General features: G+C 66.4%; 19 protein-coding genes and 1 pseudogene. 10 read left to right on the forward strand and 10 right to left on the reverse strand.

Translation table 11 applies throughout. The annotated features are described in order from the left end of the window. Positions 1-41: 41 nt before the first annotated feature. Entirely contained in the window at positions 42-2,402 is a 2,361-nt protein-coding gene (xdhB, locus tag BHK69_RS12515; protein WP_069690391.1) for a xanthine dehydrogenase molybdopterin binding subunit, read from the reverse strand. Further along, entirely contained in the window at positions 2,395-4,011 is a 1,617-nt protein-coding gene (locus tag BHK69_RS32870) for a xanthine dehydrogenase small subunit (RefSeq protein ID WP_069690392.1), read from the reverse strand. Before BHK69_RS32870 ends, xdhB begins: the two co-directional genes overlap by 8 nt. Before the next feature lie 117 nt (positions 4,012-4,128). On the opposite strand from BHK69_RS32870, the gene guaD reads away from it, so the two are divergent. Further along, positions 4,129-5,436 carry a guanine deaminase gene (gene guaD, locus BHK69_RS12525; RefSeq protein ID WP_069690393.1) on the forward strand — a complete coding sequence of 436 codons (1,308 nt, stop codon included), beginning with the start codon at positions 4,129-4,131 and terminating at the stop codon, positions 5,434-5,436. Between the two features lie 308 nt (positions 5,437-5,744). Here the strand turns inward: guaD and BHK69_RS12530 are convergent, their stop codons facing one another. Further along, complete coding sequence (locus tag BHK69_RS12530; protein ID WP_069690394.1) at positions 5,745-6,602, reverse strand: D-amino-acid transaminase; 858 nt, start codon at positions 6,600-6,602, stop codon at positions 5,745-5,747. Between the two features lie 179 nt (positions 6,603-6,781). Here BHK69_RS12530 and BHK69_RS12535 point away from each other — a divergent pair, with 179 nt between their 5' ends. Next, complete coding sequence (locus tag BHK69_RS12535) at positions 6,782-7,774, forward strand: D-2-hydroxyacid dehydrogenase family protein (RefSeq protein ID WP_069690395.1); 993 nt, start codon at positions 6,782-6,784, stop codon at positions 7,772-7,774. Between the two features lie 107 nt (positions 7,775-7,881). On the opposite strand, the gene BHK69_RS12540 is transcribed toward BHK69_RS12535, so the two are convergent. The 5 genes from BHK69_RS12540 to BHK69_RS12560 all read right to left on the reverse strand — a co-directional run bounded on the left by BHK69_RS12540 (position 7,882) and on the right by BHK69_RS12560 (position 16,203). Beyond that, the gene (locus BHK69_RS12540) at positions 7,882-9,477 is read right to left on the reverse strand and encodes an ABC transporter ATP-binding protein (protein WP_069690396.1); all 1,596 of its coding nucleotides are present in this window, start codon (positions 9,475-9,477) and stop codon (positions 7,882-7,884) included. A 270-nt stretch (positions 9,478-9,747) separates the two neighbouring features. After that, positions 9,748-10,881 carry an ABC transporter permease subunit gene (locus BHK69_RS12545; RefSeq protein ID WP_069690397.1) on the reverse strand — a complete coding sequence of 378 codons (1,134 nt, stop codon included), beginning with the start codon at positions 10,879-10,881 and terminating at the stop codon, positions 9,748-9,750. A gap of 46 nt (positions 10,882-10,927) precedes the next feature. Further along, complete coding sequence (locus BHK69_RS12550; protein ID WP_069690398.1) at positions 10,928-11,848, reverse strand: ABC transporter permease subunit; 921 nt, start codon at positions 11,846-11,848, stop codon at positions 10,928-10,930. A gap of 149 nt (positions 11,849-11,997) precedes the next feature. After that, entirely contained in the window at positions 11,998-13,611 is a 1,614-nt protein-coding gene (locus BHK69_RS12555; RefSeq protein WP_069690399.1) for a peptide ABC transporter substrate-binding protein, read from the reverse strand. 288 nt (positions 13,612-13,899) lie between these two features. Further along, positions 13,900-16,203 (reverse strand): NADP-dependent malic enzyme, encoded by a 2,304-nt coding sequence (locus BHK69_RS12560; protein WP_069690400.1) that lies wholly within the window; start codon positions 16,201-16,203, stop codon positions 13,900-13,902. A gap of 347 nt (positions 16,204-16,550) precedes the next feature. On the opposite strand from BHK69_RS12560, the gene BHK69_RS12565 reads away from it, so the two are divergent. From BHK69_RS12565 to BHK69_RS12585, 5 genes are all read left to right on the forward strand, one after another. Then, positions 16,551-17,585, forward strand: coding sequence for an AAA family ATPase (locus BHK69_RS12565; RefSeq protein ID WP_199579126.1), 1,035 nt, complete (start codon positions 16,551-16,553; stop codon positions 17,583-17,585). Beyond that, on the forward strand, positions 17,582-18,841 hold the full coding sequence (locus tag BHK69_RS12570; protein WP_158516193.1) for a vWA domain-containing protein: 1,260 nt from the start codon (positions 17,582-17,584) through the stop codon (positions 18,839-18,841). Before BHK69_RS12565 ends, BHK69_RS12570 begins: the two co-directional genes overlap by 4 nt. Positions 18,842-18,871: 30 nt before the next feature. Next, a complete protein-coding gene (locus BHK69_RS12575) occupies positions 18,872-19,258 on the forward strand; it encodes an LCCL domain-containing protein (protein WP_069690402.1) in 387 nt (128 codons plus the stop codon). An 80-nt stretch (positions 19,259-19,338) separates the two neighbouring features. Continuing rightward, positions 19,339-19,626 carry a toxin-antitoxin system TumE family protein gene (locus tag BHK69_RS12580; protein ID WP_069690403.1) on the forward strand — a complete coding sequence of 96 codons (288 nt, stop codon included), beginning with the start codon at positions 19,339-19,341 and terminating at the stop codon, positions 19,624-19,626. Continuing rightward, positions 19,623-19,982, forward strand: coding sequence for an HVO_A0114 family putative DNA-binding protein (locus BHK69_RS12585; RefSeq protein ID WP_069690404.1), 360 nt, complete (start codon positions 19,623-19,625; stop codon positions 19,980-19,982). The genes BHK69_RS12580 and BHK69_RS12585 overlap by 4 nt, the downstream gene beginning before the upstream one ends. Before the next feature lie 9 nt (positions 19,983-19,991). Here the strand turns inward: BHK69_RS12585 and BHK69_RS12590 are convergent, their stop codons facing one another. Then, complete coding sequence (locus BHK69_RS12590; protein WP_069690405.1) at positions 19,992-20,228, reverse strand: Lrp/AsnC ligand binding domain-containing protein; 237 nt, start codon at positions 20,226-20,228, stop codon at positions 19,992-19,994. Positions 20,229-20,300: 72 nt separating this feature from the next. Continuing rightward, complete coding sequence (locus BHK69_RS12595) at positions 20,301-21,140, reverse strand: alpha/beta hydrolase (RefSeq protein WP_069690406.1); 840 nt, start codon at positions 21,138-21,140, stop codon at positions 20,301-20,303. 215 nt (positions 21,141-21,355) lie between these two features. Between BHK69_RS12595 and BHK69_RS12600 the strand changes: the two genes are divergently transcribed. The 3 genes and pseudogenes from BHK69_RS12600 (at position 21,356) to BHK69_RS33105 (ending at position 24,409) form a co-directional block, all read left to right on the forward strand. Beyond that, positions 21,356-22,354 carry an asparaginase gene (locus BHK69_RS12600; RefSeq protein WP_069690407.1) on the forward strand — a complete coding sequence of 333 codons (999 nt, stop codon included), beginning with the start codon at positions 21,356-21,358 and terminating at the stop codon, positions 22,352-22,354. Between the two features lie 485 nt (positions 22,355-22,839). Next, positions 22,840-23,820: pseudogene (locus tag BHK69_RS33100) on the forward strand (SulP family inorganic anion transporter); the annotation flags it as partial. A gap of 139 nt (positions 23,821-23,959) precedes the next feature. Beyond that, positions 23,960-24,409: a sodium-independent anion transporter gene (locus BHK69_RS33105; RefSeq protein ID WP_244548483.1), complete on the forward strand. Its 450-nt coding sequence runs from the start codon at positions 23,960-23,962 to the stop codon at positions 24,407-24,409. The last annotated feature ends 35 nt before the right edge of the window (positions 24,410-24,444 follow it).

The raw sequence follows: 24,444 nt of genomic DNA on the forward strand, positions 1-24,444 counted from the left end.
GCGGTGGGTTCGCGAACGATTGAGGCGCGATAGAGCGGTGATCATGCGCCCACCTCCGCCTTGACCCGCTCCACCGCCGTCAGCACCCGCTCCGGCGTCGCCGGCGCATCGAGCCGCGGGCAGACCCTGTGTCCACCGACGCTCGCCACCGCGTCGGAGAGCGCGTGCAGAACCGAGATCGCCAGCATCAGTGGCGGCTCACCCACCGCCTTGGAGCGATGGATCGTCGGCTCGCGATTGGGCGCGTTCTCCAGGAGATCGACATTGAAGATGCGTGGTCGGTCCGACGCGACGGGGATCTTGTAGGTCGAGGGCGCATGCGTCTTGAGCCGGCCCTTCTCGTCCCAGACCAGCTCCTCCGTGGTGAGCCAGCCCATGCCCTGGATGAAGCCGCCCTCGATCTGGCCCTTGTCGATCGCCGGATTCAGCGACGTCCCGCAATCATGCAGGATGTCGACCCGCTCGACCTTGTATTCGCCGGTCAGCGTGTCGATCGCGACCTCGGCAGCGGCTGCGCCATAGGCGAAGTAATAGAACGGGTGGCCGCGCCCGGCCTTGCGGTCCCAATGGATCTTTGGCGTCGCGTAGAAGCCGGTCGCCGAGAGTTGGATGCGGGCCATATAGGCGGCCTGGACGAGTTCGGCGAAAGCGATCTCGCGCGCGCCGATCTGCACGCGGCCGGGCAGGAAGGCGATGGCGTCGGGCTCCTCCTGCCAGTTCCTGGCCGCGAAGGCGGTCATCCGCGCCTTGATCGTCTCGCAGGCGTCGAGCGCCGCCATGCCGTTGAGATCCGAACCTGAGGAAGCGGCGGTGGCGGAGGTGTTGGGCACCTTGCCGGTCGTCGTGGCGGTGATCTTGATCTGGTCCAGCCCGATGCCGAAGGCATGGCCCACGACCTGGGCGACCTTCACATGCAGCCCCTGGCCCATCTCGGTGCCGCCATGGTTCAGCATCACCGTGCCGTCGGTATAGACATGCACCAGCGCGCCGGCCTGATTGTACCAGGTCGCGGTGAAGGAGATGCCGAATTTGACCGGCGTCAACGCGATGCCGCGCTTGATGATCGGACTTCCCGCATTGAAGGCGCGGATCGCCTCCTGCCGGGCCTTGTAGTCGCAGCGGCGTTCGAGCTCTGCGATGACCTCGCCGCCGATCATGTCCTCGACGGTCTGGTGATAGGGCGTGACGTTCCGGCCAAGCCCTTCACTGGAGGAACTGCCGCCATAGAGATTGCGCCGGCGCACCTCCAGCGGGTCGAGCCCGGTCGCGAAGGCGACCTCCTCGATGAAGCGCTCGGCCCCGACCATGCCTTGCGGCCCGCCAAAGCCGCGGAAGGCGGTGTTCGAGACGGTGTTGGTGCGCAAGGGCTCGGAGCGGGCGCGCACCGCCGGGTAGAAATAGCAATTATCCATGTGGAACAGCGCGCGGTCGGTCACGGGGCCCGACAGATCCGCGTTCCAGCCGCAGCGCGCGGCATAGACCGTGTCGACCGCCAGGATATGGCCGTCATCGTCGAAGCCGATCTCGTAATCGCAGACGAAATCATGGCGCTTGCCGGTGATGACCATATCGTCGTCGCGGTCGGGCCTGAGCTTCACCGGCCGCCTGAGCTTGCGGGCGGCAAGCGCGGCGACGCAGGCGAAGAGATTGGCCTGCGTCTCCTTGCCGCCAAAGCCGCCACCCATGCGCCGGATCTCGACGGTGACCGCATGCGAGCCGACGCCGAGCACCTGGGCGACCATGTGCTGGACTTCGCTAGGATGCTGCGTCGAGGAGGCGACGAACATGTCCTCGTCCTCGCCGGGAATGGCGAGCGCGATCTGGCTTTCCAGGTAGAAATGATCCTGCCCGCCGATCGCCATCGAGCCCTTCAGGCGGCGCGGGCTCGCGGCAAGCGCAGCCGAGACATCGCCGCGTTCGAGCTTGAGCGGGTCGGTGACGAGTTCCCCACCGGCAGCGCGGGCGGCGGCGATGTCGAGGAGCGGCGCGGTCTCCTGATACTCCGCCTTGGCGAGCAGGGCCGCACGCCGCGCCTGATCGCGCGTTTCGGCAACGACCGCGAAAAGCGGCTGGCCGTGGTGCAGGATCATCTCCGTCGCGAAGACCGGCTCGTCATGGCGATGTGTCGAGGAGATGTCGTTCTGGCCCGGAATATCCCCGGCCGTCAGCACGCAAAGCACGCCGGGCGCGGCGCGAACGGGTTCAAGATCGAGCGCAACCAAGCGGCCATGGGCGATCTCGCTCAGGCCGAGGCAGGCATGGACGAGGCCGGCGGGCTCGGGGATATCGTCGATATAGATCGCCTCGCCGGCGACATGCTTGATGGCGGAATCATGCGGCTGTGCGGCGCTGACTGGTCCTGTCGTGCTCTCGGGATCGAGCCGCTTGCGCGCGTCAGCCATGGTCGGCCTCCGCCAGCAGCCCGGCGACGCGTGTGGCCGCCCCGGTTTGCGTCGTCTCGATCAGGAAACGCCGCAGCAGATTGCCCGCGACCCTGAGGCGGTATCCCGCCGACGCGCGCATGTCGGTGAGCGGCTGGAAATCGCTCGCCAAGGCGGAGATGGCATCGGTGACAGCCATCTCGTCCCAAATGCGTCCCGTCAATGCAGCCTCGGCGGCCTTTGCCCGCTTCGGGATGCCGGCCATGCCGCCATAGGCGAGGCGCGCTTCGCTGATCGCGCCGGTGGCATCGCGGCGCAGGAAGAATGCGCCGCAGAGGGCCGAGATGTCCTCGTCGAAGCGCTTCGAGATCTTGGAGACGTGGAACAGCGCATCCGTCGGCAGTTTCGGCACCAGGACCGCCTCGAGGAATTCACCGGGCTGGCGATCCTGCTTGCGGTAGTCGAGGAAGAAGTCTTCGAGCGGGATGGTGCGGCGCTGGAGTGCTCCTGTCTCTTCCGTCATCGCGAGCACCCGGGTCTTGCCTTCGGCAAGCCCAAGTACAGGCTCCGCGAAGCGATCCAGGGGGGCTCGCTCGACGTCCCCCTGGATTGCTTCGTCGCTGCGCTCCTCGCAATGACGGGAACGCGCCAGCACCAGCCGCGCGCCGAGCGCGATCAGCGCCGGCGGCAGGTCGCCGATCGGCGAGCCATTGGCGATGTTGCCGCCGATCGTGCCGGCATTGCGGACCTGCTCGCCGCCGAAGCGCCGCATCAATTCGTCGAGCTGTGGCGACAAGACCGCCAGCGCCTTGCGAACATCGACATGATTGACCATCGCGCCGATGCGCAGATGGTCGCCCTCATCGGCGATGTCACGCAGCGCCTCGATCCGGCCGAGCGAGATCACGGGAGAGAGCCGCCGCATGCCCTTGGTCACCCAGAGCCCGACATCGGTCGCGCCGGCGACCAGCGTCGCATCGGGGTCGGCGAGCATGAGTTCAGCGAGGGCTGTGAGGCTTGCCGGTGCGTAGAAGCGGCTGCCCTCGCCGCCCAGCGCCAGCGTCTCCTGGTCCTGGAGCGCACCGAGCTTGCTTGCGATCCGCGGCCGGTCCATCGCGAAACGGTCCTGAGACCGCTTACCGAGCCCGTACATGCGCTGCGCCGCGGCGATGATGGGCTCGTAGCCGGTACAGCGGCAGAGATTGCCAGCCAGCGCGTCCTCGATGCGCGTCACGACGGGCGCATCCTCGTTCAGCCAGAGCGCGAATAGCGACATGACGAAGCCCGGCGTGCAGAAGCCGCATTGCGAGCCATGGCAGTCGACCAGCGCCTGCTGGACCGGATGGAGCGCGCCGTCGGCGCCCTTCAGATGCTCCACGGTGAGCAATTGGCAGCCGTCCAGCGTCGCCAGAAAGCGGATGCAGGCGTTGATCGCCTCATAGCGCAACGTGCCCCGGTCGAGCCGCCCGACCACCACGGTGCAGGCGCCGCAATCGCCCTCGGCGCAGCCTTCCTTGGCACCGGTCAGGCGCTGGTCGAGGCGCAGCCAGTCGAGCACGGTCAGCGTCGGATCGCAGGATGCGAGCTCGACCAGCCTGTCGCCGAGGAGGAAGCGCAGCGTTTCACGCATTCTGCCCGCATCCCTCGCAAACCCAAATCATGCCCTCAGATTAGGCATGATCGATGCTTGGCCGAAAGCTTTGATTTGGTGCAGATATGACCTGAATTTGAGCCGGAGCCTTAAGCTGTGACCGAAACGAAAGCCATCCGGGCGCTGCGCGGCCGCCTGCTCTGGTTCGTCGACGATCCCGAGACTGCGGGAGACGCCGCCCATCGCTATGTCGAAGACGGGCTGCTGGTCATTGCCAGTGGCATTATCGCGGCCGTGGGCGAGGCTGCCACACTGTTGCCGACGCTGCCGGCGGGGGCGGAGATCATCGACCATCGCCCGCATCTGATCATGCCGGGTTTCATCGACGCCCATCTGCACATGCCGCAGACGCAGGTGATCGCCTCCTATGGCGCGCAATTGATGGAGTGGCTCAACAAATACACCTTCGTTGAGGAGCAGAAATGCGGGCAGCAGGGCCATCCCGAAAAGCTCGCCCGCTTCTTCCTCGATGAATTGCTGGCGAACGGCACGACGACGGCGGTGGTCTATTGCTCGGTCCATCCGCAATCGGTTGAAGCGCTGTTCCTGGAATCCGAGCGCCGCAACACCCGCATGGTCGCCGGCAAGGTGATGATGGACCGCAATGCGCCCGAGGCCCTGACCGATACCGCCGGGAGTGGCTATGCCGATTCGAAGGCGCTGATCGCGCGCTGGCATGGCAAGGGCCGGCAGCTTTACGCCATCACGCCGCGCTTCGCGATCACCTCGACACCCGAGCAATTGGCGGCTGCGGGGCGCCTGGCGGCGGAGCATCCCGATTGCCATGTCCAGACCCATATCAACGAGAACCAAGCCGAGATCGCCTACACCCGCGAACTGTTCCCGGATGCGCCCGATTATGCCGGCGTCTACGAACATTACGGTCTGCTCGGCCCCAGGAGCCTGATGGGCCATTGCATCCACATGACCAAGCGCGAATGGCGCGCCTTTGCTGAAGCCCGGGCGGTCGCGGTGTTCTGCCCGACCTCGAACCTCTTCCTGGGCTCGGGACTGTTCGACTGGGCGCGCGCCAAGCGCGAGGGCGTGCCGGTCGCGGTCGCGACCGATATCGGCGGCGGCACCTCCTATTCGATGCTGCGCACCATGTCGGAGGCCTACAAGATACTGCAATTGCAGGGGCAGTCGCTCCAGTCCTTCGCGGCGCTGCATGCGATCACGCGCGGCAATGCGGTCGCACTCAAGCTCGACCATCTCATCGGTTCGCTCGAACCCGGCCATGAGGCGGATGTCGTGGTGCTCGACCCCGCTGCGACGCGAGCGATGGCGCACCGGCTGGAGACGGTGCGCGATCTGGCAGAAGAGCTCTTCGTGCTGGTCACGCTCGGCGACGAGCGCAATGTCGCCGCGACCTATGTGATGGGGCAGCGGGCGACGCCGACGTGACGCCCTCTCCAATCCAAGTCGATGTTTCCGACTTGGGTCACGATCTCTGCCAATCTCGGGCAAGCCCGAGATTGGTGGGAGAGGGCAGAGTGAGGGGTCGGCCGTTGGACGATATGGCCGTGTCCCAACCGCTGCTCCATCGTCATTGCGAGCGTAAGCGAAGCAATCCAGGAGGGTTCGCTCTACGCCCCCTGGATTGCTTCGCTTACGCTCGCAATGACGGCAAGGTGTCACGCAACTGGTCGAGAGGCCTGCCCGTGTTCAACAAACTCGGAGATTGTTGAACACGGGATACGCCGGGGCCGTTCTCACCCCAGGACGCCGCCCTTCCGGGCGAAATCGACATAGATCTCGCGCAGGCGCAGCGTCGTCGGGCCCGGCGCGCCGTTATGGATGGTGTGGCCGTCGAGCGACGTCACCGGCATGACGAAGGCCGTCGCGGAGGTGATGAAGGCCTCCTCGGCGTCGAGTGCTTCCTCAAGGGTGAAGGTCCGCTCCTCGAAGGTGAAGTCGGTCTCGGCGAGGAAGGCGAGTACGGCCTTGCGCGTGATGCCGGGCAGCACCTTGTTGGAGAGCGGCCGCGAGATCAGCGTCTTGCCCTTGACGATCCAGGCGGTCGCCGAGGCGCCCTCGGTGACGACGCCGTCCTCGACCAGCCAGGCGTCATTGGCGCCCTGCTCGGCGGCGAATTGCTTGGCCAGCACCTGGCCGAGCAGCCCGACGCTCTTGATGTCGCGCCGCTCCCAGCGCAGGTCGGGGAAGGTCACGACCTTGATGCCGGTCTTCACGGTCGGCGCATTCACATAGTTGCGGGCCTGGGTGAACAGCACCAGCGTCGGCTTGATGTCCTTGGGAAAGGGGAAGTCGCGGTCGGCGGCGCCGCGCGTGACCTGCAGATAGACGCCGCCTTCATCGAGGGCGTTGCGCTTGATCATTTCCTCATGGATCGCGACCAATTCGGCGCGCGACCAGGGCAAAGGCAGGTTGATCTCGCCGCAGGAGCGTTCGAGCCGCGCCAGATGCGCCTCGCAATCGACGAGCTTGCCGCCGAGCACGGCCGAGACCTCGTAGATGCCGTCGGCGAAGATGAAGCCGCGATCGAAGACCGAGATCTTTGCCTCTTCCTCGGGAAGGTATTCGCCATTGACGTAGACGATGCGGCTCATGGGGCAGACTCTTGGACCGGAGGGCTTGGAGGATAGCGCTCTTTCCTAGCCGAGGCCTTCGGGCGAGGCGAGCCTCAAAGCCGGCTTGTAGATCAGCGCAGCGCGCAACACTGTGCCCGCGCCACGAGAGTAGGATGCGTTGAAGCTGAGGCCGCCGAGCTGAATTGAAGGAAGTCCGCATGAACCGCCCCCTCGTCATCGTCCTCGACGACAGCCAGCACGTCGCCCGGCAATGCGCCGACTGGTCCGGGCTGGAGGCCAGGGCGGACGTTCGTTTCCTGAGCCAGGCTTTCGCCAGCGAGGAGGCGGTCGCGGCTGCGCTGGCCGATGCCGAGATCATCATCCCGACGCGCGAGCGCACGGCCTTCGGCGCCTCGCTGATCGGCCGCTTGCCGAAGCTCAGGCTCTTGGCGCTGACGGGCGGGCGTGCCCAGACGCTCGATCTCGCCGCCTGCACGGCGGCCGGCGTGATCGTCAGCAACACCGGCGGAAAACATGTCGGCGCGGCAACCGCCGAACTCGCCTTCTCGCTGATCCTCGCCAATGCTCGCAGCCTGCCCCAGGCCGATGCGAGCATGCGGGCGGGCGGCTGGCATGAGGGCCTGCCGCTGGGAGATGTCGTCGCCGGCAAGCGGCTCGGCATCGTCGGTCTCGGCAAGCTCGGCCAGCGCGTGGCGCGCTATGCCAAGGCCTTCGAGATGGAGGTCGTCGCCTGGAGCCAGAACCTGACCACTGAGGCCGCCGCAGCCGCCGGGGTCGCCTATGTCGGGAAGGATGAATTGTTTGCGACCTCGGACGTGGTCTCGCTGCATCTCGTCCTGTCCGAGCGTACGCGCGGTATCGTCGGCGAGGCCGAGCTTGCCGCGATGAAGCCGGGCGCCTGCCTGGTGAACACGGCGCGCGGCCCACTCGTCGATGAGGGCGCTCTGCTGGAGCATCTGCGCAAGGGCGCGATTAACGCCGCGCTCGACGTCTACGGCCAGGAGCCGTTGCCGCGCGATCACCCGCTACGGACCTTGCCCAATGTCGTGCTGACGCCGCATCTGGGTTACTCGGCCGCGCCGGTCCTGGCCGAGTACTATGGCGAGAGCATCGAGAACGCGCTCGCCTTCCTCGATGGTAAGCCCACCCGGGTGATGAATCCGGAGGTTTTGGAGGGGCGCAAAGCCTGAAACACCTCGTCCTTGCGAGGAGGCGAAGCCGACGAAGCAATCCAGGGGGACGTCGAGCGTGATGCTGGGTTGCTTCGCTCCGCTCGCAATGACGGCTGGTGCAGCCGCTAGCCCTTGATCGAAGCCGCGATCAGCCGGCGCGTGTAATCCGCTTGCGGCGCCTCGAAGATCGCCTCCGTCGGCCCGCTTTCGACGACACGGCCGTCCTTCATCACCATGATCCAGTCCGCCATGGCGCGGACCACGGCGAGGTCGTGGCTGATGAAGAGATAGGAGAGGGCGTGCCGGGCCTGCATGTCCTTGAGCAGCGCGACGATGCTCTTCTGCACGGTGCGGTCGAGCGCCGAGGTCGGCTCGTCCAGCACGACGAGCTTGGGATGCAGGATCATGGCGCGGGCGATCGCGATGCGCTGGCGCTGGCCTCCCGAGAATTCATGCGGATAGCGATTGCGCAAGGCGGGCTCGAGCGAGACCTCGGCCAAGGCTTGCGCGGCGCGCAGGTCGCGCTCGGCGCGCGTGAGCTGGGGCGCATGCACGAGCAGGCCTTCGCTGACGATCTCGCCGACCGTCAGGCGCGGCGAGAGCGAGCCGAACGGGTCCTGGAAGACCACCTGAAGGCTGCTGCGCAAGGGCCGCATCGCGGCGCGGTCGAGCGGCTCGAGAGCGCGATCCTCGAAGCGGACCGTGCCCGAGGAGGGCACGAGCTTCAGCACCGCCTTGCCGAGCGTCGACTTGCCGGAGCCGGATTCGCCGACGATGCCGATGGTCTGGCCGCGCCGCAGCGTCAGGTCGACGCCGTCCACGGCATGGAGCAGGGCGGTCTCGCGGCGCAGGAAGCCGCGCGACAGATCATAGCTGACGCGCAGATCCCGCGCCGCGAGCAGGATGGGCGCGTCGTCCGGCGGCGGCGCCTTGCGGCCTTCCGGCTCGGCTGCGAGCAGCATCCGGGTATAGGGATGCGTGGGCGCAGTGATGATCTGCCGCTTCGTCCCGCTCTCGACGACCTCGCCTGCTTTCATCACATAGACGCGCTCGGCGTGCTGGCGCACGAGGCCGAGGTCATGGGTGATCAGGATCACGGCCATGCCGAGCCGCTGGCGCAGTTCCGCGATCAGCGCCAGGATCTCCGCCTCGATGGTGACGTCCAGCGCCGTCGTCGGCTCGTCGGCGATCAGGATGTCGGGATCGTTGGCGAGCGCCATCGCGATCATCACGCGCTGGCGCTGGCCGCCGGAGAGCTCGTGCGGGTAGGATGAGAGCCTGGCCTCGGGCCGCGGCATCCTGACCAGTTCGAGCAGTTCGAGCGCCCTTGCGCGCGCCGCCTTGCGCGACAGGCCTTGATGCTTGCGCAAGGGCGCGGCGATCTGCGCGCCGATCCGGAACAGCGGATCGAGCGAGGTCATCGGCTCCTGGAAGATCATCGCGAGCTTGCGGCCGCGATAGGCGTTGAGCGCGGCGGGCTTGAGGCCGAGCAGTTCCGCGCCGCGATAGCGGATCGAGCCCGTCGCCTCACCATTCCCGGCGAGCAGGCCCATCGCCGCCATCACGCTCTGGCTCTTGCCGGAGCCGGATTCGCCGACGATCGCGACGAATTCGCCGGCGCCGACATCGAGATCGACGCCGCGCACGGCCTCGACCATGCCGTCATTGGTGCGGAAGCGGATGCGCAGGTCGCGGATCGAAAGGATGGGATTTGTCACCATCCTAGCCGCTCGCCAATGTGAAAGAGCCGCGGGGAACCCCTCTCCCGAATGGGAGAGGGGCAGGGGTGAGGGTGTGCCGCCGGGCGCTTAGGCGCCACGGCTCCGTTGCATATCTCTGCGCTCTCTGTGGTGAGGGCGGGCCCTCACCCCTACCCCTCTCACTGAACCCGGGTATACCCGGGTTCAGCTCTTGGATGTCGAAGTCGGGTAGACCCGACTTCGATGCGGGAGAGGGGATCCCGCGCCCATTTTTGAAGCTGGTGCGCACCTTCAGCGATCCCTTGGATCGAGCGCGTCGCGCAGGCCGTCGCCGAGGAAGTTGAGCGCAAACAGCGTCGTCACCAGGAAGGCCGCGGGGAAGACCAGCATCCACCAGGCGCCCTGGATGGCGCGCGCGCCGTCCGAGATCAGCACGCCCCAGCTCGTCATCGGCTCCTGCACGCCAAGCCCCAGAAAGGACAGGAAGCTCTCCAGCAGGATGACCTTGGGCACAAGGAGCGTGACATAGACGATCACGGGGCCGAGCGTGTTGGGGATGATGTGGCGCCAGATGATGCCACCTGTGGTGACGCCGAGCGCCTCGGCTGCCAGCACATATTCCTGCCGCTTGATCGAAAGCGTCTGGCCCCGGACGATCCGGGCCATGTCGAGCCATTCGATCGCCCCCACCGCCAGGAACATCAGGATGAAGTTCCGGCCGAAGAACACCACCAGCAGAATGACGAAGAAGATGAAGGGCAGGGCGTAGAGCACATCGACCACACGCATCATCAGCATGTCGATGCGCCCGCCGAGATAGCCGGCGGTTGCGCCGTAGAGCACGCCGATGACGAGCGCGACGCCGGTCGCGAGCAATCCGATGGCCAGCGATACGCGTCCCGCGATCAGGGTGCGGGTCAGGAGGTCGCGGCCATTCGCATCGGTGCCGAAGAGGAAGTGCTGCCGCTTGAGCGGCACCTCGACGGCAAGCCTGCGGCCATCCTCTTCATTTGCCGTGATCCGGGGCGTGCCGAACTGGTCGGAGCGGTCGAAATAGACCAGCAGGCGCTGGTCGATCGGGCGTTGCGAGGTCAGCGTCAGGCGCAAAATCTCGCGCTCACCCTCGCCCGCGACCACGACATCGCCCGGTGTCGCGCGAATGCGGGCGGCGATGCGCTGGACGGCAGCGGGGATCGCCTCGGCTTTCGGATAGCTCTCCAGGCTGGCGGGCACGCGGACATAGTCGGGATAGACCCGGTCGTAAGGGTGGCCGGTGAGCCAGGGGCCGGCGATGCAGGCCAGCGCCATCAGCCCCAGCACGATCAGGCTCGTGACCGCCGCGCGATTGCGTGTCAGGCGGTTGCGCGCATCCTGCCAGAGCGAGCGGCCAAGCGTTGGCAGAGGGCCGAGAGGCAGCTCGCTCATCGGCGCATGCCCTGGAGCCGGTCCGGATCGGAAAAACGCGCCATGCTCAATCGAGCCTGACGCGGGGGTCGAGCAGGGCGTAGAGCAGATCGACCGCGAGGTTGAAGACGAGCACGAAGACGGCGATGACGACGACCGTGCCCATCACCAGTGTGTAGTCGCGGTTGAGCGCGCCCTCGACGAAATAGCGGCCGATGCCGGGAATGCCGAAAATCGTCTCGACCACGACCGAGCCGGTGAGAAGGGCCGCCGCCGCCGGGCCGAGATAGGAGACGACCGGCAGGGCCGAGGCCCGCAGCGCATGCAGTGCGACCGTCGAACCGTCGAGCCCCTGGGCGCGCAAGGTGCGGATATGGTTGGCGCGCAGGGTCTCGATCATGGCCGCCCGCGTCATCCGCGCGATCACCGCGATCTGCGGCAGCGCGAGCGTGACGACCGGCAGGATGATGTTGCGCAAGGCTCCGCCATTCCAGCCGCCGACCGGCAGCCAGGCGAGCGTCAGCCCGAAGACGATCTGCAACACCGGTGCGACGACGAAATTGGGGATGGTGATGCCGGCCGCAGCGAAGCCCATCACGGCATGGTCGGCATTGCCGTTCTGGCGGAAGGCGGCGAGCGCTCCCAGCGGCCCGCCGATCAGGAGGGCGAGCGCCAGCGCCGAGGCACCGAGCCGCATCGAGACCGGCAGGCCCTGCGCGAATAATTCGCCGATCGAGAAATCGCGGAAATAGAAGGACGGGCCGAAATCGCCGCGCAGCAGCGCGCCGAGATAGGTCAGGTATTGCTGAACGAGCGGCTGGTCGAGCTGATAGATGCGCCGCAGGTTCTCCATCACCTTGGCTTCCAGCGGCCGTTCGAGGTCGAACGGCCCGCCGGGCGCGACGCGCATCAGGAAGAACGACAGCGTCACCACGACGAAGAGCGTCGGGATCGCGGTCGCGAGGCGGCGCAGGATGAAGGGGAGCATTCAGGTCCTTCATGAAACCCTCGGCGTCATCCCGGGCGACCGCAGGTCGACCCGGGATCCATCGAAGGGCGATGAACTCTACGATGGATCCCGGATCTCCGCTTCGCTGCGTCCGGGATGACGGCGTGGTTCCGGTGACAACGGCCGTTCTAGGGCTTCAGGCTCAGGAACCGCGTCGGGATCGCTCCGCGCAGGTTCTGCTCGAAGCCGACCAGCTTGGGCGAGACCAGGTTCTTGCTCGAATAATACAGGATCGGGATCCAGGGCACGTCGGCGGCCAGGATCGCATCGGCCTCGCGCAGGATCGCGGCGCGCTTGACGAGGTCGATCTCGTCGGCGGCGGTCTTCATCAGCTTGTCGAAGGTCGGGTTGTCGTATTTGCCCGAATTGAAGCCGGTATTGTCGCTCTGGAACAGGAAGAGGAAGTTCTGCGGGTCGGAATAGTCGCCGATCCAGCCATAGCGGGCGACGTCGAAATCGCCGCCGTCGCGCAGGAAGGCGAAATGCGTCTTGCCGTCGGTGTTGATGAAGGAGGTCTCGACGCCGATCGCCTTCCACTGCTCGGCGACGGCGATCATGGTGCGGCGGTTGTTGTCGGTGGTGTTGTAGCGCAGCTGGACTTTCAGCGGCACTCCGGGGCCGAAGCCCGCGGCGGCGAGCAGCTTCTTCGCCTCGTCCTCGCGGTCGAGCGGCGAGGCGTTCTTGAAGTCGGCCTCGGCGCGCTCGCCATAGTTGCCGATATTGGGCGGGATCACGCCATAGGCCGGCAGCATCGTGCCGCCCCAGATCTCGTCGGCGATAAATTCGCGGTCGATCACCAATGACAGCGCCCGGCGCACGCGGACATCGTCGAAGGGCTTCTTGGCGCTGTTGATGATCAGGAAATAGGTGCCCAGATAGGGCGCGACCTTGACCTGGTCGCCGAGCTTCTCGCGCAGTTGCTTGATCTGGTCGGCCGGGATGTCGCTCGTCAGGTGCAGTTCGCCGGCCTGGAAGCGGCGCGCGGCAGCGGCCAGATCCGAGGAGGGGTAATAGATCACCGTGTCGATCTTGACGTTGGCGGCGTCGTGGAAGGCCTTGTTCTTGTCGAGCCGGATATGGGAGTTCGGCACGAACTCCTTCAGCACATAGGCGCCGTTCGAGACCCAGTTCTCCGGCTTGACGAAATCCTTGCCGAATTTCGCGACCGAGGCGGGGTGGACCGGCAGCCCGCTCTGATGCGTGAGCAATTCCAAGAGATAGGGCGTCGGGCGCTCCAGCCTGAGTTCGAGTGTGCGCTCGTCGATTGCCTTCACGCCGAGATCGTCGAGCCTGGCGTCGGCAGCGGCCTTGTTGATCTTTTCGGCATTGAGGAGCGGATAGAGGATATTGGCGTATTTCGCCCCGGTTTCGGGGTTCACTATCCGCCGCAGCGAGAACACGAAATCAGACGCGGTGACCGGGTCGCCATTCGACCATTTCGCGGTGCTGCGCAGCTTGAAGAGATAGGTCTTGCCGTCCGGCGACATCGTCCAGCTCTCGGCGACGCCGGGCACGACCTCGCCCTTCATATTGTGGATGACGAGCCCCTCGGAGAGGTCCCGCAGCAGATGCGCCTCAGTGACCGTCGAGGTCTTGTGGGCGTCGAGCGTCTCGGGGTCGCCGTCATTGCCGCGGTGGAAGACCACCTGAGCGGCGGCCGTCGCCGCGCCGGAGATGGCAAAGCCTGCGGCAAGAGCTGCGGCAAGCAGGAAGGGCACGGCGCGGCGCGTGACGTGGAACATGGAAGCCTCCCCTGGCGGCGGCCGACTCTGCGGCGCACAGACATCGTCAGGGAAGTAGAGCCCGGCTTTCAGCGCCTGCCAAGGCGGAAAAACAGGCCTTGGGGACAGACGGTTTGAATGGCAACCACTGCCGTCATTCCGGGGCTACGCCCTCGGGTCCGACCTTTGGTCGGCCCAAGGATAAACTCCGCGAAGACCCGTCATTGCGGGGAGCGTGAGCGACGAAGCAATCCAGGAGGTCTCGCTCGACGGCCCCTGGATTGCTTCGCTGCGCTCGCAATGACGCGTTTAGCCAGCCACGGCGATTGCCGCCCGCTCCTGCGCCTCGACCACCGCCAGCGCCGTCATGTTGACGACGCCGCGCGCCGTCACCGAGCCGGTGAGGATATGGGCGGGCTTGGCCGCGCCGATCAGGATTGGCCCGACGGGCAGCGCATCCGCCAGCACCTTGGCGAATTGATAGGCGATGTTGGCGGCGTCGAGATTGGGGAAGATCAGGACGTTGGCAACGCCCTTCAGGCGCGATGAGGGCAGCACGCGCTCGCGCACCATGGCGACGAGTGCGGTGTCGGCCTCCATCTCGCCATCGCATTCCAGCTCCGGCGCACGCTCGCGGATCAGGCCGAGCGCCTTGCGCATCTTGAGCGAGGAGGGCGTGTCGGCTGCGCCGAAATCCGAATGCGAGAGCAAGGCGATCTTGGGCTCGATGCCGAAGCGCGCGACATGGCTCGCCGCGAGCACCGTCATGTCGGCGATCTCCTCGGCGGTCGGGTCGGCCTTCACATGGGTGTCGGCCAGGAAGAAGGCGCCTTTGTTGGTGATGATCAGGGTCATCGCCGAGATGTCGCAGACGCCGGGCTGCAGGCCGATGATGTCCTTGATGTGCCGCAGCCGCGAGAGATAGCGGCCCTCCAGCCCGGCGATCATGGCGTCGGCCTCGCCGCGCGCCACGGCGAGCGCCGCGATGACGGTGTTGTTGGTGCGCACCAGCGAGCGGGCGGCATCGGGCGTGATGCCGCGTCGGCCGGCGATGTCGAGATAGGTCTGGACGTAGTCGCGATAGCGCGGATCGTCCTCCGGGTTGATCAGTTCGAAATCCCGGCCGGGCTTGATCGACAGGCCGAAGCGCTCGATGCGCGTCTCGATCACGCTCGGGCGGCCGATCAGGATCGGGATCGCCAGCCCTTCCTCCAGCGCGACCTGGGCGGCGCGCAGCACGCGCTCATCCTCGCCCTCGGCATAGATCACGCGCTTGGGGTCGGCCTTCGCCAGGGCGAAGAGCGGTTTCATGATGAAGCCCGAGCGGAAGACGAAGCGCGACAGGTCCTCGCGATAGGCCTCGACGTCCTCGAGCGGCTTGCGCGCGACGCCGGTCGCCATCGCGGCCTCGGCGACGGCGGGCGCGATGCGCAGGATCAGACGCGGATCGAAGGGGTTGGGGATCAGCGAGGTCGCCCCGAAGGTCGAGGCCTCGCCGCCATAGGCGCGCGCCGCGATGTCCGACGTCGCCTCGCGGGCAAGCGCGGCGATGGCGCGCACGGCTGCGAGCTTCATCGCCTCGTTGATCGTCGTCGCCTGCACGTCGAGTGCGCCGCGGAAGATATAGGGGAAGCACAGGACGTTGTTGACCTGGTTCGGGTAGTCCGAGCGCCCGGTGCAGATCATAGCGTCGGGGCGCACGGCCAAGGCGTCTTCCGGCGTGATCTCGGGGTTGGGGTTGGCGAGCGCCAGGATCAAGGGCTTGGCGGCCATCTGCTTGGCCATCTCGGGCTTGAGCACGCCCGCTGCGGAGAGGCCGAGGAAGATGTCGGCGCCACCGATGACCTCGGCCAGCGTGCGGGCGTCGGTCTCCTGCGCATAGACTTCCTTCCAGCGGTCCATCAGCGTGTTGCGGCCCTTATGGACCACGCCTTCGAGGTCGGTGACCCAGATATTCTTGCGCTGGGCCCCGAGCTCGACCAGCAGGTTGAGGCAAGCGAGCGCGGCGGCGCCCGCGCCGGAGACGACGATCTTGACCTCGCCGATATGTTTGCCGGCGAGATCGAGCCCGTTCAGGACCGCGGCGCTGACGATGATCGCCGTGCCGTGCTGGTCGTCATGGAAGACCGGGATCTGCATCCGGGCCTTGAGCTGTTCCTCGATCTCGAAGCATTCCGGACCCTTGATGTCCTCGAGATTGATGCCGCCGAAGGTCGGCTCCAGCGCCGCGACGACCTCGACGAATTTCTCGATGTTCTTCTGCTCGACCTCGATGTCGAAGCAGTCGATGCCGGCGAATTTCTTGAACAGGACCGCCTTGCCCTCCATCACCGGCTTGGAGGCCAGGGGGCCGATGTCGCCGAGGCCGAGCACGGCGGTGCCGTTGGTGATGACGGCGACGAGGTTCTGGCGCGAGGTCAGTTCGGCGGCCTGGCTGGGATCGTCGACGATCGCCTCGCAGGCGGCGGCAACGCCGGGCGAATAGGCCAGCGCCAGATCGCGCTGGTTGCCGAGCGGCTTGGTCGCCTGGATTTCGATCTTACCGGGGCGTGGGCTGCGATGGTAGACGAGCGCGCCCGAGCGCATATCCGCCGACAAGGTACTCTTGGCCATCCCCACGCTTCCTTCATATCGCCGTCAACCCGAGCAAACGGGGTCGCGCGGAAAAGGGGCGGCGTCAAGCGCGGGCAGGAGATGAAGGGCTCGCACTGAGGCGAATTCTTCAAAATCGGGACTGGGCCCAGCTGCGAGCCCAGTTGCGGGCCCAGTTGCCGAATGCAGCGTAGGAGCCCGCCGCCAGCCCAGCATGAATGGCTGCTTAACAAGGCCACCATCGCGAAAAAATAATGCTCTTGGAGGGCCATGGCAGCGCTGACCTATCGTTCCCACATGCCCGGCGCTCGGTCATTGGCCGGCTGCTCTTGGGGGCTGTTCTTGCCGGCTATTCCTGGGAGGGGATGATGGATGCGATGCGATCGGCGTTCGACGAAGTCGTCACGCTGCGTCAGGCCAAGCAACTGATCCAGTGCATGGCTCATGAGCAGAGTTTTCTGCTGCTCTCGGCTCCAGGGTTGGGCAAATCCGAGCTGGTCTATGAGGCGGCGCGCGAGGCCGGCCTGCCCTGCCGCTCGCTGCTCGGCACGCAGATCGCTCCCGAGGATGTGAGCGGCATTCCGCGCATCGTCGGCGAGCGCTCGGTCTTCTGCCCGCCGCGCGTCCTGCTGCCGGAAAAGCCCGAACCGTTCTGCCTGTTCCTCGATGAATTGCCGGCCTGCTCGCCCGATGTCCAGAAGGCGTTCTATTCGCTCCTGCTCGAGCGCCGGCTCGGCGAGCACGCCTTGCCGAAGGGCACTTGGGTGGTCGCGGCGGGCAACCGCCTGCAGGACCGCGCTCTGGTGCGGGCGATGAGCTCGGCCCTGGTCAACCGCGTCACCATCCTGCAATTGCGGGTCGATGTCGCGGAATGGCTCGCCTGGGCGCAGCGCGCCGGCGTGCGAGCCGAGATCCGCAGCTTCATCACGACTATACCCGACGCCCTGATGCGCCCGGTGCCGGCCGAGCCGATGCCGTTTTCGACGCCGCGCGCCTGGGCGCTGCTGTCGCGCGCGCTCGACATGGCCCAGAAGGCCGGTCTGCTCAGCAACGAGACGCGCCGGGCGCTGGCCTTCGGGCGGCTCTCGCCGGAGGATGCGGTGGTGTTCTGCGCGCTGGCGGAGGATTCGATCGGCGCCGTGCGGCCGCTGGAGGAGTATTTGCGCAAGCCGGAGCTTCTGCCCAAGGGCGATTCCGCGCGCTGGTTCATCCTCGACTGCATCCGTCAGTTCGTCCGCGACGGCCGGGCTGAAGGCATCAGGCCGTACTTCATCAACCGCTTTCTGCGCGCCCTGTCCTGCGAACATCAACTCCTGGTGCTCAACGACATGGTCGAGACATGGGGGGCGCTTGGGGCCGATCGCGCCATGCACGATCTCCTGCGCAAGGTCGCGGCGACATGAACGGCGTTCCGGAGCGGTCTCCTGAGGACCGCGCCACCCGGGCGCGGATCGCTGGGGGCTTGCGGCTGGTGACGGCCCCGTTCCCGCATCTCTGTGGCCTCGCGGCGGCGGTGCGCGTCGAGATCGATGCGCGCGTGCCGACCATGGGCGTCTTCGCCTCCGGCCGGATGCTGGTGAACCCGTCCTTCACCGCAAGGCTGTCGGCGGATGACCTCGTTTTCGTGCTCGCCCACGAGCTTCTGCATCTGGCGCTGCGCACCCATGACCGGGCGCGCGGCAGCGCCGCGCTCGAGTTCAACTACGCCCATGACTACATCATCAACGACATGCTGCGGCATGCGTTGGGCACGACGACGATCCCGGCGGGCGGGCTCGACATGCCCGGCGCGCGCGCGAAATCTGCCGAGGAGATCGTCCTCGACATGCGCCGCAGCAGCCATTTCATGTCCTCCCGCACGCAGGTCTGGGAGGGGCAGATCGCGACCGTCGAGCAGGTGCTCGGGGCGGCGCGGCAGGCGCCCGACGGCACGATGGGCGATGCGCTCGACGCCAGGCGCGAGCGCGAGCTTTTCCCCGAGGATACGGCCGACCAGGCCGAGCGCGGCCAGGCGATCCGCGATCTCGCGATGCGCGGGATGGTGCTTGCCAAGGCGATGGGCGCGATGCGCGGACGCGGCGACGGGCCCGGCGGCACGCAGCAGAACGTCCAGGCGCGGCGCGGCCTCTACCGCACGCCCTGGCATGTCGCGCTCCAGACCTGGCTCGAAGGTGCAGCACCGGGCGAGCGCACCTTCACCCGCGCCTCGCGGCGCGGCAACGACCGCACCGATGTCGTGATGCCGGGCCGCAAGCGCTATTCCTGGATGCTCAACGTCATCCTCGACACCAGCGCCTCGATGGGGGACGAGATCCCGCTCGTGCTCGGCGCCATCGCCGATTTCTGTGATGTGGCGGGCGTCGACGAGATCCGCGTCGTCCAGTGCGACACGGTCGTGACCTCCGACGACATCCTCTCACCGAGCGGGCTCGCGGCTTACGAGATCAGCGGTTATGGCGGCAGCGACCTGACGCCTGCACTCGCCGCTTTGGCCGAGGACGGGCGCGTGACCGCCGCGGTCGTGATCACCGATGGCGACATCTCCTACCCGACCGAGCCCGTTCCCTATGCGGTGCTCTGGGTGCTGCCGAAACCGTCTTCGACCTTCCAGCCGCCCTATGGGCGGGTCATCACCCTGCAGCCGGGAGACGCGTCATGACAGGAGACTTGCCATGAAAGGAGACTTGCCATGAAAGTCGTCCAGGACCTGATCGCCTATTTCGACCGACGCGGAAAGCTGTCGCGCCGGCAGCTCAAAAAGCTGCTCGACCAGAACTCCGTCGCCTCCGAGGCGCCGCCGAACATGCACGGCCTCTGCGAAAAAATCGGAGCGGTCTATTATTTCCGCATTACGGGCGTGATCGAGGGCCAACTCTGGGGCACGGACATCTATAGCGGCGATTCGGCGCTTGGAGCTGCAGCCGTGCATGTGGGGCTGCTGAAGCCCGGCAAGACCGGAATCTTCCGGGTGACGGTGGTGACGCCGCCGGAAAAGTTTCCGGGCACCGAACGCAACGGCGTGACCAGCACGGAATATGGCAGCTACCAATATGCTTGGCAGCTCGCTGCCGTCTGACGCGTGCCCGCACGAGACAGCGCTGACACGAACCCGATCACGGACTTTCCAGACAGAGCGGCATATGTCATTATTGACATATGCCGGCGACGCTGTTGATCGATGAAAAGATCGTATTGCCGGATGGTTGCATCGAGCAGATCAGGGTTTGGCTGTTGCCACAGGCCAATCCCGAACGTCCGCACCGGCTGAAGTACTCGCTATTCTACGGCCGGCCGGGAGAGCGCATCATCGGCTACGATAACGAATGGGGCAAAGGCGACCATCGCCATTATCGTGGTGTCGAGGAGGCCTATGTCTTCAAGACGCTCGAGGCTTTGCTGATCGACTTCCAGGCGGATGTCGCGGCGGAAAGGAAGCGGCCATGAGTGAATTCAAGATCCGCGTCGAGAGCACCGACGATTTCTTCGTGCGTGCGAGGCGCGCGGCAAAGCGCATCGATTCCGGCGACTATGGCGTGCAGGAGTTCGGGCTTAGTTTTGTAACGCCGCAGCTCTTGTTCGAATTGCTGAACGCCAATCGTTGGCAATTGCTCTCAGTGCTGCGGGGACATGGCCCTTGGTCGATCCGAGCGCTCGCCGGTGCGTTGGGCCGCGACTACAAGGCGGTTCACACCGACGCAACGAAGCTTATCGAAGCGGGTCTCATCGAACGCGACGAGAAGGGGTTGATCAGCGTGCCCTGGACGAAAATCACCGCTGAACTCGGCGAGGAGGCCGCCTGATACGCCGCCTCAGAACGCCTTGAACGTGATGATCGTGTGCGTGTCGGAGATTTCGGGGATCGACTGCACTTTCTGGGCGATGAAATGGCCGATATCGACATCGGCGGCGACATGGAACTTCGCCAGGATGTCGTAATTGCCCGCGGTCGAGTAGATCTCCGAGGCGATCTCGCGGTCGGCGAGCTCGCTGGCGACCGCATAGGTCTTGCCGAGCTTGCATTTGATCTCGACGAAGAAGGTCTGCATCGCGCGCTCCGAAACGTGACAGATTCTCTGGATAGAACGTCTTCTCTGGATAGAACTTGGCGCGCGCCGAAATCAAGCGCCAGCGAGTTCGGCGAGCCGGCGGCTCATCGCGCTTGCGGGGTCAGTGAGGTCGGCGAGCACCGTGAAATGGTTGGCACCGAGGATCTCGCCATAGCGGGTCTGCACGCCCTCGATGCCCCAGACATCGACGATGCGGCGGCTCTGCTTGAGATATTCCTCGCTCTCGGCCCCACCGACGACCGCATCCATCAGGAGCGGTGACGGCGCCGGCCAGAACAGCGGGCTTTCGCGCTCGGCGGCTTCCATGGTGAGGTTCAGGGCGCCGTTGATGCTGGTCTCGGTCAGCGGTTTCAGATTGTAGAGGCCGGAGATGCCATAGGCCGCCGGCACGAGCTTCTCGGGCAGCTCGGCATCGACATTCTTCCAGTCGGTCGCGAGCAGGCAGGCTGAGAGATGTCCCCCGGCGGAATGGCCGGCCGCAACGATCGGCAGGTTGAAACGCCGCCACAGCGCGGCTGCTGCCTGCTGCATCTCCCAGACGATGTGGCCGAGCTCGACCTGCGGACAGAGATCGTAGCCCGCGACGGCGACGGGCACGCCGAGCTGGTTCAGCCCACGCGCCATATGCGAGAAGAAGCTCGGATCGAGCGCCTGCCAGTAGCCGCCATGGATGAACATGACGATGGCCTCGCCGCGGACGGCCTGGGGCTTGAACAGATCGTAATACTGGCGCGCGCTTTCGCCATAGGACACGCCGAGTTCGCAGACGGCCCCCTCACGATAGGCCGCCGCGTCGCTGGCCCAGCCGGCGATGATGCCGGGATGCTCGGGCACGCGGGCGCGGTTGTTGTATTCGGTCTCGTAGTCCGGCGAGGTTGCGGTCTCTGACATCAGCGGCTCGAAGGCTTCCCGGTTCCTGATCGCAGCCCGGATTGGCGCGGGCGAGCGCCGCTTCCATCGCAGGCCGTGCCAGTCTGCGCCATCGCTTTTGACAGGTCGAGCGCCAAACGCCACAAGGCCACGCGCCGGCCGCATGATCTGATCGGATAATGGACTGCCGGACAATGACTGGTCGGATAATAGCCTGTCGGATATCGGAGCCTGCCATGGAAAATCCCGTTCTCGCCGAGGTCACCCGCGGAAACACCGTCGAGTCGCGCCATCGCGGTTCGGTGCTCGTGGTCGATGCCGATGGCGGCGTGGTCTTCTCGTCCGGCGATGTCGAGCGGCCGGTGTTTCCGCGCTCGGCCGTCAAGGCGATCCAGGCACTGCCCCTGTTCGAGAGCGGCGCTGCCGACCGTTACGGCCTGACGGAAGCCGAGATCGCGCTCGCCGTCGCCTCCCATTCCGGTGAGCCGCTCCATGCCGAGACCTCGCTCGCCATGCTTGGGAAAGCCGGGCGCGATGCCGGCTGCCTGGAATGCGGCGCGCATTGGCCGATGAATGAGGCCGCCGCCCGCGCCATCGCCAGGGCCGGCGCTGAGCCGAGCGCCTTGAACAACAACTGCTCGGGCAAGCATGCCGGCTTCGTTTGCCTCGCCTGCGGCCTGGACGAGGATCCGGCCGGCTATGTAGGGGCGGGCCATGCCGTGCAGCAGGCGGTGCGCGGAGCGCTGGAAGGCGTCACTGGCGCGGCGCATACAAGCGATCTGATGGGCACGGATGGCTGCTCGATCCCCTCCTATGCCGTGCCGCTGAAGGCGCTGGCGCTCGGCTTCGCCCGTCTCGGAACCGGCCATGGTCTTGGCCCGGAGCGCGCCAAGGCGGCGGCCCGCATCCGCAAGGCGGTGGCGGCCCATCCCTTCATGGTGGCGGGAACCGGGCGTTTCGATACCCGCGCGATGGAGCAGTTGCGCGAGCGCGCCTTCATCAAGACAGGGGCGGAAGGCGTCTATTGCGGCGCGCTGCCGGAACTCGGCTACGGCATCGCGCTGAAATGCGACGATGGCGCGGGACGGGCGGCCGAGGTCGTGATGGCGGCGCTGATCGCGCGCTTCCTGCCCCTGAACGAGGCGCAGGCGACAGCCTTCGCGCCGCTGCGCGAGAGCGTGCTGAAGAACTGGAACGGCATCGAGGTCGGGCGGGTGAGGGCGGCCGGCCTCTGAGGAGCCGCGAAGCGGTGTCTCGAAGGATGAGGGCTCGAAATGAACCGAGCGGTATCGAGGATATCCGATCGCTCGCCGTCACCCGCGCCGTCATCCTGGACAAGCCGCGTAAGCGGCGCAGCTCCGGGATCCATCGTAGAGTTCGGCAGTGCCTATGATGGATCTCGCATCTCCCGCTGCAGCACGGCATGAGAGCGCGCTGAAGCGGGAGAATCAGAAACCCTGTCGTCATTGCGAGCACCCGGGTCTTGCCTTCGGCAAGCCCGAGTACAGGCTCCGCGAAGCAATCCAGGGGCGGCAGAACTCTACGCCCCCCTGGATTGCTTCGCTGCTCTCGCAACGACGGTGTGGTACAGGCTAAATCACCCCCGAGGGCATTGCCCATGCGAAAAACCGGTACCCACTTTTTCGCATCCTCCTCTCATGGGCTCGGCCGCGACATCGTCGCCGGGCTGACGCTGGCGGCGATCACCATTCCCGAGCAGATGGCGACCGCGCGTCTCGGCGGCTTCGAGCCGCAGATCGGCTTCTTCGCTTTCGTCGCGGCAACGCTGGGCTTCGCCGTCTTCGGCGCCAGCCGCGTCCTCACCGTCGGGGCGGATTCGACGATCACGCCGATCTTCGCCGGGGGGCTCGCCATACTCGCCGCCAGCGGCGGCAATCTGAGCCAGACCGCGCCGACGCTGGCTGTCCTGGTCGGCGTGCTGCTTCTGCTCGGTGGCGTGTTCAGGCTCGGCTGGATCGCGGATCTGCTGTCGACGCCCGTCATCACCGGTTTCCTGGCCGGCGTGTCGATCCATATCCTGGTGTCGCAGCTGCCGAGCCTGTTCGGCCTTCCCGGCGGCAGCCACAAGCTCGTCTCGCAGGTCCAGGAGATCTATGCGCACAGGGGCGCGATCAACCCCTGGTCGACGGCGATCGGCCTGTCCGTGCTGGCGATCATGCTGGTCTGCGAGCGCGTCGCGGCGCGGTTGCCGGGCGCCTTGATCGCGCTCGGGCTGGCGACGATGGCGGTGATGCTGTTCGGGCTCGAGGCGCGTGGCGTCGCGGTCCTCGGCGTCCTGCCCGAGGGTTTGCCGCCGCGCTTCAGCCCGGATCTGGGCTGGGAGGATTTCCGGCAACTCCTGCCGCTGGCGCTGATCGTCAGCCTGGTCATCATGATGCAGACGGCGACCGTCAGCCGGTCCTTCCGGGCTCCGGATGGGGCGGAGGCCGATGTCGGCCGCGACTTCCTCGGCCTGGGAGCCGCCAATCTGCTCGCCGGGCTGGCGGGCGCCTTTCCCGTCAATGCGAGCCCGCCGCGTACCGCGGTCGTGGTCGAAAGCGGCGGCGGCAGCCAGCTTGGCGCGCTGACGGCTGCGGCCTTGGTACTGGCCTTGGCGCTGGCGGGAGGTTCCCTGCTCGCCCATGTGCCGGAGGCGGCGCTGGCTGGCGTCCTGCTCTTCGTCGCCCAGCGGATCTTTCGGCTCGGCACGATCCTGACCATAGCGCGGCAGGCGCCGGCCGAATTCGCCCTGATCCTGTTCACCGCGCTTGCGATCATCCTTTTGCCGATCGAGACCGGCGTCGCCATCGGCGTGACTGTCGTTGATCCACGGCGTCTGGATGACGACGCGCAGCCAGCCGATCGCGTTCAACAAGATCGCGGGGACGACGATCTGGTGGCCGCCGGGCGAGGGCGGCGAGATCGAGCCGGTGCCCGATGTGCTCGTCGTCGCCTTCCAGGCGCCGCTGCTTTTCGCCAATGCGCAAAGCTTCCAGCACGGCATGCTGGACCTGCTCGAGCGCCAGCGCCCGGCGCTCCTCGTCCTCGAGGCGGGCGGCATCGCCGCGATCGACTACACCGCCGCCCAGTCTCTCCTGGCCGTGGCCGGTGTTTGTCGCGACCGGGGCATCGCCTTTGCGATCGCCCGCGTCGAATCGGTGCGTGCGCGCCGGGCCCTGCAGCAATTCGGCGTCGTCGCCGCGATCGGCCAGGACCATCTCTTCCACAGCGTCGACGAGGCCGTCGGCGCGCTGCGACCCGGCGCTCGAAAGGGCGCGGCTGGCGCCTGATGATTTCGGCTGGAACCGCGGCGTCATTCCGGGGC

The organism is Bosea vaviloviae (assembly GCF_001741865.1).
Taxonomy (GTDB): domain Bacteria; phylum Pseudomonadota; class Alphaproteobacteria; order Rhizobiales; family Beijerinckiaceae; genus Allobosea; species Allobosea vaviloviae.

Coding starts and splice junctions, on each gene's coding strand:
- xdhB (WP_069690391.1), bottom strand. CDS start 2,402: ATGGCTGACGCGCGCAAGCGGCTCGATCCCGAGAGCACGACAGGACCA.
- BHK69_RS32870 (WP_069690392.1), bottom strand. CDS start 4,011: ATGCGTGAAACGCTGCGCTTCCTCCTCGGCGACAGGCTGGTCGAGCTC.
- BHK69_RS12530 (WP_069690394.1), bottom strand. CDS start 6,602: ATGAGCCGCATCGTCTACGTCAATGGCGAATACCTTCCCGAGGAAGAG.
- BHK69_RS12535 (WP_069690395.1), top strand. CDS start 6,782: ATGAACCGCCCCCTCGTCATCGTCCTCGACGACAGCCAGCACGTCGCC.
- BHK69_RS12540 (WP_069690396.1), bottom strand. CDS start 9,477: ATGGTGACAAATCCCATCCTTTCGATCCGCGACCTGCGCATCCGCTTC.
- BHK69_RS12545 (WP_069690397.1), bottom strand. CDS start 10,881: ATGAGCGAGCTGCCTCTCGGCCCTCTGCCAACGCTTGGCCGCTCGCTC.
- BHK69_RS12550 (WP_069690398.1), bottom strand. CDS start 11,848: ATGCTCCCCTTCATCCTGCGCCGCCTCGCGACCGCGATCCCGACGCTC.
- BHK69_RS12555 (WP_069690399.1), bottom strand. CDS start 13,611: ATGTTCCACGTCACGCGCCGCGCCGTGCCCTTCCTGCTTGCCGCAGCT.
- BHK69_RS12560 (WP_069690400.1), bottom strand. CDS start 16,203: ATGGCCAAGAGTACCTTGTCGGCGGATATGCGCTCGGGCGCGCTCGTC.
- BHK69_RS12565 (WP_199579126.1), top strand. CDS start 16,551: ATGGATGCGATGCGATCGGCGTTCGACGAAGTCGTCACGCTGCGTCAG.
- BHK69_RS12570 (WP_158516193.1), top strand. CDS start 17,582: ATGAACGGCGTTCCGGAGCGGTCTCCTGAGGACCGCGCCACCCGGGCG.
- BHK69_RS12575 (WP_069690402.1), top strand. CDS start 18,872: ATGAAAGTCGTCCAGGACCTGATCGCCTATTTCGACCGACGCGGAAAG.
- BHK69_RS12580 (WP_069690403.1), top strand. CDS start 19,339: ATGCCGGCGACGCTGTTGATCGATGAAAAGATCGTATTGCCGGATGGT.
- BHK69_RS12585 (WP_069690404.1), top strand. CDS start 19,623: ATGAGTGAATTCAAGATCCGCGTCGAGAGCACCGACGATTTCTTCGTG.
- BHK69_RS12590 (WP_069690405.1), bottom strand. CDS start 20,228: ATGCAGACCTTCTTCGTCGAGATCAAATGCAAGCTCGGCAAGACCTAT.
- BHK69_RS12595 (WP_069690406.1), bottom strand. CDS start 21,140: ATGTCAGAGACCGCAACCTCGCCGGACTACGAGACCGAATACAACAAC.
- BHK69_RS12600 (WP_069690407.1), top strand. CDS start 21,356: ATGGAAAATCCCGTTCTCGCCGAGGTCACCCGCGGAAACACCGTCGAG.
- BHK69_RS33105 (WP_244548483.1), top strand. CDS start 23,960: ATGACGACGCGCAGCCAGCCGATCGCGTTCAACAAGATCGCGGGGACG.